General features: G+C 62.9%; 8 protein-coding genes. All 8 read right to left on the bottom strand.

Annotation, left to right across the window (positions count from 1 at the left end; translation table 11 throughout):
* Positions 1–716 (bottom strand): transglutaminase domain-containing protein (locus ABYO54_RS07715; protein ID WP_372807673.1); only part of this gene is annotated, 716 nt, incomplete at its 3' end.
* A 60-nt stretch (positions 717–776) separates the two neighbouring features.
* Positions 777–1,214 carry a hypothetical protein gene (locus ABYO54_RS07710; protein WP_372807672.1) on the bottom strand — a complete coding sequence of 146 codons (438 nt, stop codon included), beginning with the start codon at positions 1,212–1,214 and terminating at the stop codon, positions 777–779.
* Between the two features lie 11 nt (positions 1,215–1,225).
* Positions 1,226–2,134, bottom strand: a complete 909-nt coding sequence (locus ABYO54_RS07705) for a transglutaminase N-terminal domain-containing protein (protein WP_372807671.1) — start codon at positions 2,132–2,134, stop codon at positions 1,226–1,228.
* On the bottom strand, positions 2,131–4,674 hold the full coding sequence (locus tag ABYO54_RS07700; protein ID WP_372807670.1) for a circularly permuted type 2 ATP-grasp protein: 2,544 nt from the start codon (positions 4,672–4,674) through the stop codon (positions 2,131–2,133). Before ABYO54_RS07700 ends, ABYO54_RS07705 begins: the two co-directional genes overlap by 4 nt.
* Before the next feature lie 15 nt (positions 4,675–4,689).
* Positions 4,690–8,004 (bottom strand): DUF2126 domain-containing protein, encoded by a 3,315-nt coding sequence (locus ABYO54_RS07695; protein ID WP_372807669.1) that lies wholly within the window; start codon positions 8,002–8,004, stop codon positions 4,690–4,692.
* Between the two features lie 5 nt (positions 8,005–8,009).
* On the bottom strand, positions 8,010–8,963 hold the full coding sequence (locus ABYO54_RS07690; RefSeq protein ID WP_372807668.1) for an alpha-E domain-containing protein: 954 nt from the start codon (positions 8,961–8,963) through the stop codon (positions 8,010–8,012).
* Positions 8,963–10,420 (bottom strand): circularly permuted type 2 ATP-grasp protein, encoded by a 1,458-nt coding sequence (locus ABYO54_RS07685; protein WP_372807667.1) that lies wholly within the window; start codon positions 10,418–10,420, stop codon positions 8,963–8,965. The genes ABYO54_RS07690 and ABYO54_RS07685 overlap by 1 nt, the downstream gene beginning before the upstream one ends.
* A gap of 211 nt (positions 10,421–10,631) precedes the next feature.
* Positions 10,632–11,049, bottom strand: a 418-nt coding sequence (locus tag ABYO54_RS07680) for an amidohydrolase family protein (protein WP_372807666.1), incomplete at its 5' end; no start/stop codon positions are given.

Genomic DNA, 11,049 nt, shown 5'->3' with positions numbered 1-11,049 from the left:
GCGACGTCGGCCGCATCGCGGCCGTAGCCGATGGCGACGTAGCCGCCTCTGAGTTCCGCCTGCGTGGCATCGAAGGTGTACCAGCGGCCGCCGACGTAGGCCTCGAACCAGGCATGCAGTTCCATGGGTTGAAGGCCGTGCAGATAGCCCACGACCATGCGGGCCGGGATGCTCAGGCTGCGGCAGAGCGCGATTCCGAGATGGGACAGATCGCGGCAGACGCCCCAGCCGCGTTCGTTGATTTCGGATGCGGACAACTGAATGTCGCTGTCGTACGGCTCGAAACGGATGTTTGCCTTTAACCACGATTCAATGGCCTGAACCTGATCGTATCCGAGCCACTGGCCGGCGGTGATTTCGGTGGCCATTTGGCCGAAGCGGTCGGACTCGCAGTAGCGGCTCGGCAGCAGATAGCTCAGCACGCCATCGGGCAGGTGGTCGACTTCCACAAACGGTGCGCCGGGGGCCTGGTCCACCCAGTCCTGCGTCACGACTTCGGCGGCGGTATACACCCCGAACAGGCCGGGCGGGGCCATCAGGCGCTGGCAGAGGTTGCCGTAGGGATCGGTGAATTCAACGGCGGGGACGCTGGGCTCCAGCTTGTATTCCTCGCGGGCGATCCACTGCTGGGCCCCGCTGCGCGGCCGCAGCATCAGCACGAAGGGGGTCGGCACCTCGATGTCGAAGGTTAAGTTGCAACTGGTGAGTAACTGCATGGCCTGGCTCCTGTTTCTGTGAACATACCCTCGGCCGCAGGAACGCGGTCGTCCTCGGCATCAGCCGCAGTTCGTCGCGGCTTGCGGGCAGCGCGCAAGGTCGTCGTTCCTGAGCTGATCGACGGTTTCTTCGGCGCCGGGGGTCGGGGCTAGACCGATGAGCCGATCGAGCGTTTCCTGCTCGAAGCCCTGCAGTTTAACCTCGCCGATCTGCATGAGCGGGCGCCGGATCAGGATGGGCGACACCACCATGGCCGCCAGCGCCTCGTGCGCGCCGAAGCGTTCCGGGGTCAGCTTGCCTTGCTTGATGGCCGGGGCCGTGCGGTTGAACCAGTTCGCCGGGTCGTCGCCCTGCAGGAACGTGCACAGATCCTCGGGCTCCCAGGGATGCTCGAGAATGTTGTAGGCCTCGATGGTGTGGCCGGCGGCTTCGAGCCACTCCTTTTGTTTGGCGTTGTTGATGCATCCGGGTTTTTCGTAAAAAATTACATGAGCCATTGGTGAACTCCTTATTGCTGCTGTTGTCGTTGTTGCGTTGGCCGGAGTTCCGTTTCCGGAATCATGTCGACTTGGGCGTGCACCGTGTGGGTGCCCCCGCCGAACAACACTCCTTTGGCCGGACTGATGTCGTGATAGTCCCGGCCCCAGCCAAGCGTGATATACTGTTCGTCGGCCACCTGATTGTTGGTGGGGTCGAGCTCCAGCCATCCGGCTTGCGGACAGTAGACGGCCACCCAGGCATGCGAGGCATCCGCCCCGGCAAGACGGGGCTGTCCGGGCGGCGGGAGCGTCTGGATATAGCCGCTCATATAGCGCGCGGCAATGCCGATGCTGCGCAGGCATGCGATCATCAGATGCGCAAAATCCTGGCAGACTCCGCGGCGGTTCTGCAGAACTTCCGTCACCGGCGTGGCCACGGTGGTGGCTTTGGGGTCGAACGTGAAATCGGTATTGATGCGCGTCATCAATTCCGTGGCCACGGCGTGGACCGTCATGCCCGGGCTGCACGACGGCTGGACATAGGCGCGCGCTTCCGGCATCGGTTTGGCATAGATCGAGGCAAAGCCGTATTGATAGGCATCCAGTCCGTTCGGGGTTGTATCCGCCCGCATGGCGCGGCGGGCGGTGTCCCACGGAATGCCGGGCTGCGCGGCCGGCGGCCGGGGCAGGACTTCGATCACGGATTTCGCCAGCACCTTCATGGCATCATGCGGGGACTGGATCATGAAGAAGGTGGCGGTGTTGCCGAAATAGTCGAGGCGTTCGGTCTGCACCGTCGGAATCGGTTCGATCTCCAGCAGGAAGGACTGCACCTTCTGCCAAGGCAGTTCCCGGGGCTTGAGGTGCAGCGTGTTGTAGACAAACGTGACCGGCTGGGTGTAGCGGAACGACGTGAGGTGGCGGAGATGATAAATCATTCTTCGTCCTCCACGCCGTCCCAGTTTTCGGAGCCTATCGAAGACGACAGCCGGCTGGTCACCAGCACATGCGCCAGATAGCGGTGCGTCACCATGTTGCTGAGCTCCAGAACGTGCTCGTTGATTTCCGCCAGGAAGCGGCTCAGTTCGGCGCGCTTTCCTTGTTCGTCGGTTTGAACCAGCTGGGCCAAATCGCATTGCTCGATGTGGCTGACCAGCTCGCTGGCGAGGGTTTGCTCCGGGAGCAAGCCGCGCTCCGTCAGTTGCGACAGGGCGTTGATATGCTGGCTGACCATGACCAGCTGATAGGCCAGGCTGCGCGGGTTCGTGTCGTCGCAGATCAGCAGGTCGAGGAGCGGGAGCAGGGCAACGTGGCTCTGGTAGCGTGAACGATAGGTCATCGAACTGTTCGCCACTTCCAAAATGGCATCGAGCACCGGCGTTTCAAAGGCGGCGGGCTGCGCCAGCAGTTCGCGCAACACCTGCGCGCTCATGGTGGCGCGTTCCATGCGGAAGCCCATGTCCATAAACCGCCAGCCGTACCCATGCGTCATGCTTTCCGAACTGAGTCCGGAAAAGGCGGACAGCGGCATCAGCAGGTGGTCGAGCATATCGAGCGCGTCCGGCAGATCGCCTTCGTCGCGGGCCGAGAGCAGCTCGTTGTTCATGCGGTCGAGGATGCGCCAGGTGTCGATGCTGATGCGCTCGCGCACCGTGGCGCCGATATTGCAGGCGCTGGTCAGTGCGTTGTAAAGATTGCCCAGATGGGTCTTGCCGTAGAGCATGCTGAAGATAAACGCTTTGGTCTCGGCCGGCTGCTTGAGCGGATCGGTGATCGAGGGGGTCTTTTTGTCCGCTCCCGTAATCACCGCGATGACGCGCAGCAGCTCGGCGAGCTCCGGCGAACCGTCGGGCAGGTGTTCCTCGGTGAGGCGCCGCAGGATGGTGCGCAGGATGCGGGCGTGCATGTCGGCGCGTTGAACATAGCGCCCCAACCAGAACAGGTTGTCGGCCACGCGGCTCGAGAGGTTCGCATCCGACCGCGACAGGTGTATCTCTTCGTCGTCTTCGCCGGAAAGCAGGGTGACCGGCTCGACGATGCCGCGGGCCAGCACCCAGGCATCCTTCGATCCGCCGCCGCTTTCCATGCTGACGATCGCCGAATCGACCTGCGCCGCCGTGCGGACGAGTCCGCCGGGCATGACCATCCATCCGTTGGCGGTGGCCAGGGTAAACGCCCGCAACATGGTGTGGCGCGGGACCATCTGCTGATGCTGCCAACAGGGCGAGGAGGAGAGCTCGATGTTTTCCTGCGCGATGTACTGATCGGGATCGGCCTTAATCTGCTCGGCGAGCGCGGCGCGCTCCGCCGGGGCAAGCGTGCGCACGAAGACGGGTTTTTCATGCGGGCCGGCAAAGGCGCGCTTCACGACCCAGCGGTCGATCTGGTCGAGGACTTGTTTGCACTCCTTTTCCTGGCCGCACCAGAGCGTCGGCAGGGTGCCGAGCAAGGGCTCTTCGCCGGTGAGTGCTCGGCAGAGCCCCGGGAAGAACGGCAACAGGGCCGGGGTTTCGGCCAGCCCGCTGCCCAAGGCATTGGCAATGGCCACCTCGCCATCGATCGCCGCCTGGATCAGGCCGGGAATCCCCTGGATGGAATCGCTCGCCAGCTCCAGCGGGTCGCAGTGGAGATCGGCCTGGCGGCGCAGGATCACGTCCACTTTTTTCAGGCCGGACAGCGTCTTGAGGAACACCTGGCTGCCGCGGACGGTGAGGTCGTTGCCGACCACCAGCGGATAGCCGAGATAGCGGGCGATGTAGGCGTGTTCGAAATAACTGGAACTGTGCGGCCCCGGCGTCAGCACCACAATGTGCGGGTTCGCCGCCTGGGAGAGCCCTTCGAGCGTGTCGCGCAGGGCAATGAAAAACGGAGCGAGCCGCTGGATGCCGCAATCGCGGTACATGCTCGGAAAGGTTCGCGAGACCACCAACCGGTTTTCCAGGGCATAGCCCGCGCCGGGCGGTGATTGGGCCAGGTCTTTCACGACGCACCATTTTCCGGCCGGGGTCCGGGCGAGGTCGACGGCATGCAGGGTGAGGTAGCTTCCGCCGGGCGGTTTGATCGGGCAGCAGGGCCGCAGGAACTGGGGATTGGCAAAGAGCAGTTCGCTCGGCAGGACGTTGTTTTTCAGCAGGGTTTGGTCGGAATAGAGGTCGGCCAAGGCGAGGTTGAGGACCTTCATCCGCTGGATCAGTCCCGCGGAGAGTTCCTCCCATTCGTCGGGGGCAATCATCAGGGGGACGGGGTCGAGCATCCAGGGATGGCTGCCGATCTGGGCATCGTCGTAGACGTTGTAGGTAACGCCGTTTTCGCGGATCATTCGTTGCGCGCGCTGCCAGCGGGCCTCGATATCTTCGGGGCCGTAGGCGGCGAGCTGGTCGAGCATGGTTTGCCAGGGCGGGCGGATAGCCCGCTGCGGGTCCAACATTTCCGAATACGCGCCTGCAATCGGTTGGTAAGCGTTGATCAATGAATTCATGTGGTGTCCGTCCAATTAGAAACGCCGCAAATCGAGCGTGACGGGCATTTCCGAATTGCGCGGAACGCGGCGCATCTGGAACGGCCCGGGGGTGTGGCCCAGGGTCCGGAAGCGCTCGGCGCGTCGGGTTTCTGCTTCAAGTGCGTTGATCGGGAAAATTTCATGGCTTCTTCCGCCGGGGTGGCTGACATAGTAGGTGCAGCCGCCAACCGCCCGCGCGTTCTGCCGATCCACCAAATCGAATACAAGCGGCGCGTGCACCGGAATCGTGGGGTGCAGGCAGCTCGGCGGCTGCCATGCGCGGTAGCGCACGCCCGCCACAAACACGCCCGGATGATCGGTCGCCGTCAGCGGGATTTCGATGCCGTTGACCGCAATCGCATGCTTCGGTTCGTGGAATCCGCTGACCTTCACCTGGAGCCGTTCGAGCGAGGAATCGACATAGCGCGCCGTGCCTCCGCCGCCGGCCTCTTCGCCGAGCACCAGCCACGGTTCGATCGCCTGCCGCAGTTCGATCGTCACGCCATCGATGGTGACGGAGCCGATGACCGGGAAGCGGAATTCGAAATGGGTGGCGAACCACTCCTGCCGGAAGGGGAAGTTGGCGTCGTTCAGGCGCTCGATGACGTTGGCGAAATCCTGATGCACATAGTGCGGCAGCATAAAGCGGTCGTGCAGGTGCGTCAGCCAGCGGGTGAGCGGCTCGTCGTAGGGCCGTTCCCAGAAATCGGCGATCAGGGCGCGCAGCAAGAGTTGCTGGGTGAGGCTCATGCGGGCGTGCGGCGGCATCTCGAAGCCGCGGAACTCGACCAGCCCCAGGCGGCCGGTCGGGCTGTCGGGCGAATACATTTTGTCGATGCAGAATTCGGCGCGGTGCGTGTTGCCGGTGAGATCGGTCAGCAGGTGGCGGAAGACGCGGTCGACCAGCCACGGCGGGATCGACGGATCTTTGGTGCCCGGAATCTGTTTGAACGCCAGCTCCATTTCGTAGGCGGCGTCGGGACGGCCTTCGTCGACGCGCGGCGCCTGCGAGGTCGGCCCGATGAACAGGCCGCTGAAGAGATAGCTGAGCGACGGGTGGTTCATCCAGTAGCCGATCAGCGATTTGAGCAGGTCCGGTCGGCGCAGGAAGGGCGAATCCGCCGGGGTGGCGCCGCCGACGACCACGTGGTTTCCGCCGCCGGTGCCGGTGTGGCGCCCGTCGAGCTGGAACTTGTCGGTGCGCAGCAGCCATTGGCGCGCCTCTTCGTAGAGCACGGAGGTGTTGTTGATCATCTCGCGCCAGGAATAGGCCGGCTGAATGTTGACCTCGATCACGCCGGGATCGGGCGTGACCTTCATGTATTCGATGCGCGGATCGTGCGGCGGCGTGTAGCCTTCGATCAGCACCGGCGTACCGGTGATTTCGGCGGCGTGCTCGACCGCGGCGACGAGATCGAGGTAGTCCTCGATTTTGCCGCACGGCGGGAAGAAGACGTAGAGGCGGCCGTCGCGGCATTCGACGCACAGCGCGGTGCGGATCACCCACGGGGCGGACTGGCCGGGCTGCGGCAACTGGTCGGACGTTTGCTCGTTGCTTTCGAAGATGCCGGGGGCGCGCGGTGCGTCGCCGCGGTTTTGCGGCACCACGATGGCGCGGCGGCCCGGCAGCGGCGGGTGGTAGGCCGACGGATCGGAGGTGCCCATGACCGGGCGGTCTTCCTTCTTCGCCCACGGCAGGCTTTCGAGCGGCAGACGCAGGCCCAGCGGGGAGTCGCCGGGAATGAGATAGAGCTGTTTTCCGCGCAGCATCCAGAGTCCGCTCTGCCAGCCGTCGCCCGTGCGTTCGAGCGGCAGGACATAGCCGACCGGCGTATTGAGCCCGCGGTTGAACACCTTGAGCAGCTGCTCGCGCTCCTGCGGATCGTCGAGCTTGCTGTCGAGCGGGTCGACGTTGATCGGCAGCTCGCGTTCGCGCAGGGAAAACTTGACCGGATCTTCGTAGGCGGGGTTGATGTAGGAGCGGTCGACGCCGAGCTGGCGGGAGAGCTCTTCGGTCAATGCCAGCGCATCTTTATAGGTGTGGCCATAGTTTTCGTTTTCGCTGCCGATGAGTGCATCGTTGGCCCAGATCGGCTGGCCGTCCTTGCGCCAGTAGAGCCCGAGCGCCCAGCGCGGCAGCGGCTCGCCCGGGTACCATTTGCCCTGCCCGAAATGCAACAGCCCCTGCGGGCCGAAGCGCGCGCGCAAACGGCGAATCAGTTTTTCCGAAAGCGGTTTCTTGGTGGGGCCGACCGCGCCGGTGTTCCACTCTTCGCCTTCGAGATCGGTGCCGGAAATGAAGGTCGGCTCGCCGCCCATGCTGAGGCGGACATCCCCGGCTTTGAGCCGTTTGTCGACCGCATCGCCGAGTTCGACGACGGCCTGCCACTGGCCGTCGGTGTAGGGCTTGGTGACGCGCGGATCTTCGTGGATGCGGGTGACGGACATCTCGACGTGGAATTCGGTTTCGCAGGGGGTGATGCCGCCTTCGAGCGGCGACGCACCCTGGGCATCGGCCGAGGTGGCGAGCGGAATGTGGCCCTCGCCGCAGAAGAGCCCGCTGGTGGCGTCGAGCCCGACCCACCCGGCGCCGGGCAGGTAGACCTCGCACCAGGCGTGCAGGTCGCAGACGTCTTCGGGCACGCCGGCCGGCGCGTTCGGGTCGACCGGTTTTTCGTCGGCGGCCAGCTGGATGGAATAGCCGGAAACAAAGCGGGCGGCGAGCCCGAGCCGCCGGAAGAGGTTGACCAGCAGCCACGCGAAATCGCGGCAACTGCCTTTGCCTTCCTTGAGCGTGCGTTCCGGCGTGTAGACGCCGGGATCCATCCGCAGCGTGTATTCAAGCGACTGGTTGACCTTGGCGTTGACCATGGCGAGGAAGTCGATGCTGCGGGCTTCGGTGGTGTCGATGGTTTCGAGGAAGGCCTGGAAGCGCGGGGTCAGGCGCTGTTTGGTGAAATAGGCGCGCAGTTCGCGGCGGAGTTTGTAGGGGTATTCGAAGGGGTAGGTTTCGGCGGCCTCTTCGAGAAAAAAGTCGAACGGGTTGATCGGCTTGAGGTCGGCAACGAGGTCGACCTCCATGCTGAAGAGGCGCGTTGGTTTGTTGACCAGCAGGCGGGCGAGATAGTTGTTCTGCGGGTCCTGCTGCCAGTTGAGGAAGTGGTCTTCCGGCTCGATCTTCAGCGAGTAGCTGATGATCGGGGTGCGGCAATGCGGGGTGGGGCGCAGCCGTATGATTTGCGGCCCGAGTTGGGCCAGCTGGTCGTAGTGGTATTCGGTCTTGTGGTGAAGGGCAATGCGTATGGCCATAAGGGTCAGGCTCCGATGGAAAGCGCGGGGTCGGGATTGAAGTAATCGAAGATGGCCGAGTTGATGTTGTTCATTTCGAGCTGCAGGTTCTCGATGAATTCGTTCAGGCCGGTATCGATGATATCGGCTCCGCTCATCGATTCGAGCCGTTCGCACAGCGCGGAAAGTTTCCGGTGCGGTTCGCCCTGCACGCCCTGGGTGATCAGGGAGAGGCTTTGCAGCGCGGTCTGCAGGCAGAAGAGGATGGCGCGCGGGAAGGCCGGATTGAGCACGATCATGTGGATCACGTTGTCGCGCTCAATCAGTCCGTGCGTGCGGTGGTAGGCCTCGCGGGCATCGAGCGAAAGCAACAGCGCCAGCCACTGCATGTCGTCGATGGAGGTTTCGAGATCGGTGATCTGCGGGTGGATGTAGAAATATTTCACGTGCAGCAGGCGCGAGGTTTTGTCGGCCCGTTCCATGAATTCGCCCAGCCGCCAGAAGTGGTAGCCGCGGCCGCGCTCGATGATTTCGGAAAACATGCCCGAAATCATCATGCACTCGCGCTTGACCTCGCGGCAGAGTTCGAGGATCTGGCTGTGGAAGAATTCCTTTTTACGCGTCGCTTCCGGCACGAGCTTGCCGAGGGCATTGATGGCCTCGAACAGTTCGGCGGGCATGCTTTCGCGCAGGCCTTTGGCGTTCTCGCGCGCGGCGTTCAGGCAGCTTTGGATGGAGTTGATGTATTCCGGGTTGAACATCAGGAAGTGCATCACGTTCTCGGCGCTGGGTTTGCCGTAGCGGACTTCGAAGGTTTTCATGTCGCCGGTAATTTCAACCAACGGGCGCCACTGCTCCTCGCCGTTCTGATGGATGTCGAGGTTGAGGTGGTAGCTCACTTCGAGGAAGCGGGCGGTATTGGCGGCGCGCTCGATATAGCGGCTCATCCACATGATCTGGTCTGCAACGCGGCTTAACATTAGACTTCCTCCATGTCGGGAATGCGGTCGACGACCCAGGTATCCTTGGTTCCGCCGCCCTGCGACGAGTTGACCACCAGCGATCCCTTCTTCAGCGCCACGCGGGTCAGGCCGCCGGGCAGCACATACGAATCGTCGCCGCTGTGCAGAATGTAGGGCCGCAAGTCGACGTGGCGGCCCTCGAAATGGCTGCCGACGAGCACCGGCGCCCGCGAAAGCGAGAGGGTCGGTTGGGAGATGTAGTTGCGCGGGTTGGCGCGCAGCACCTTGGCGAAGCTTTCGCGCTCTTTTTTCGTGGAATGGGGCCCCACCAGCATGCCGTAGCCGCCGGACTCGCTGGCGGGTTTCACCACCAGCTTGTCGAGGTTGTCCAAGGTGTACTGCAAGGCCTCCTCCTCGATGCAGAGGTGGGTCGGCACGTTGGGCAGCAACGGCTCCTCGCCGAGATAAAAGCGAATCATGTCGGGCACGAAGGCGTAGACCACTTTGTCGTCGGCCACGCCCGTTCCCGGCGCGTTGGCCAGCGTGAGGTGCCCTTCGCGGAACGCCTTCATCATGCCGCGGCATCCGAGCGTCGAGTCGGCGCGGAAGACCTCCGGATCCAGAAATTCGTCGTCGATGCGGCGGTAGATGACGTCGATGCGCTGCAGGCCGTCGACCGTCCGCGCGCAGACATATTTTCCGTCGTAGACCAGATCGCGCCCTTCCACCAGCAGGGCCCCCATCTGGCGGGCCAGAAACGTGTGTTCGAAATAGGCCGAGTTGTAGACGCCCGGCGTCAGAACCGCCACGTTGGGTTTTTCAACGCCCTCGGGCGCGAGCTTGTGCAGCATTTTCATGAACTGGATGGGATAGTCGACCACCCGGCGTACGGCGCTTTTATGAAAAACCTCGGGGAAGTTGCGCTTCATCAGCGTGCGGTCGAGCAAGACGTAGGAGACGCCCGAGGGAACGCGCAGGTTGTCTTCCAGCACAAAGAAGGAGCCGTTTTCGTCGCGCACCAGGTCGGTACCGGTCACGTGCGCCCAGACGCCGCCGGGCGGGTTGAGGTCCTGGCACTGCGGCAGATAGCCCTTGGAGGAGGTGAACAGCCATTCCGGCACCACGCCCTCCTTGATGATTTCGCGTTTGTGGTAGATGTCGTCGATGAACCGGTTGACCGCCTTGATCCGCTGTTTCAATCCGGCCTCGACGCCGTCCCACTCCTGGCCGTCGATGATGCGCGGGACGATGTCGAACGGGATGGCGCGCTCGGTGCCTTCGCTGGCTCCGTAGACATTGAACGTGATGCCCATGCTGAGCATGGCGCGTTCGCTGGCCTCTTGCCGCCGCCGCAGGTCGCCCTTCGGTAGTTTATTGATGGTTTCAACCAGCAACTGCGCGCAAGGGCGCGGCCGCCCTTGATTGTCGATCAACTCATCAAAAAAACCATCTGTCTCATAGTTTTCGAAATCCATAGCTTTCCCCCGCAAAAAAGCCTTTTCCGCATCAAATATGCCATCTGATACCTGTTTAGGACGCATGTTCTCAGATTCGTGCGTAAAGCGCTATCGGGAAAGGAAGAAAGAAAAACCCGAAATGGCGAATGGGATACAACCAATCCGGCATATTGGTTCAATATTGTCCGCATTTGCGAGGGTTGGTGCAAAAATGTAGCCAGCGGCGGGGTTATCGATCGAACAGCAGGCGCTGGCCCCGAATGGCCCCGTCTACTTTTCCGTTCGAAAATGCGAGCTGGCCGTTGACCAGCGTCGCGGCGATGGACGCGCTGAAGGTGACGCCTTCGAAGGGCGACCAGCCGCACTTGTATTCGATGTTTTCCTTGGAAACGGTGTGCGGAGTTTCCGTGTCGACGAGAACCAGATCGGCCCAATAGCCTTCGCGGATAAAGCCGCGGTCGAGCGTCTTGAAGATGCGCGCCGGATTGTGCGCCGTTTTCTCGGCGACGGTTTCCAGCGGCAGGTATTCAAGCAGGGAGACGATGGCGCTCTGGATGACGGGCAGGCCGGAGGGGGCCGAGCCGTAGGGGTGCTGCTTTTCTTCCCAAAGGTGCGGCGCGTGGTCGGTGCCGACGGTGTCCACCACG

It is taken from the genome of Pontiella sp. (assembly GCF_041622395.1).
Classification (GTDB): Bacteria; Verrucomicrobiota; Kiritimatiellia; order Kiritimatiellales; family Pontiellaceae; genus Pontiella.
Note: the sequence above shows the minus strand (reverse complement) of the source record. Positions and strands in the feature narration are given on the sequence as shown.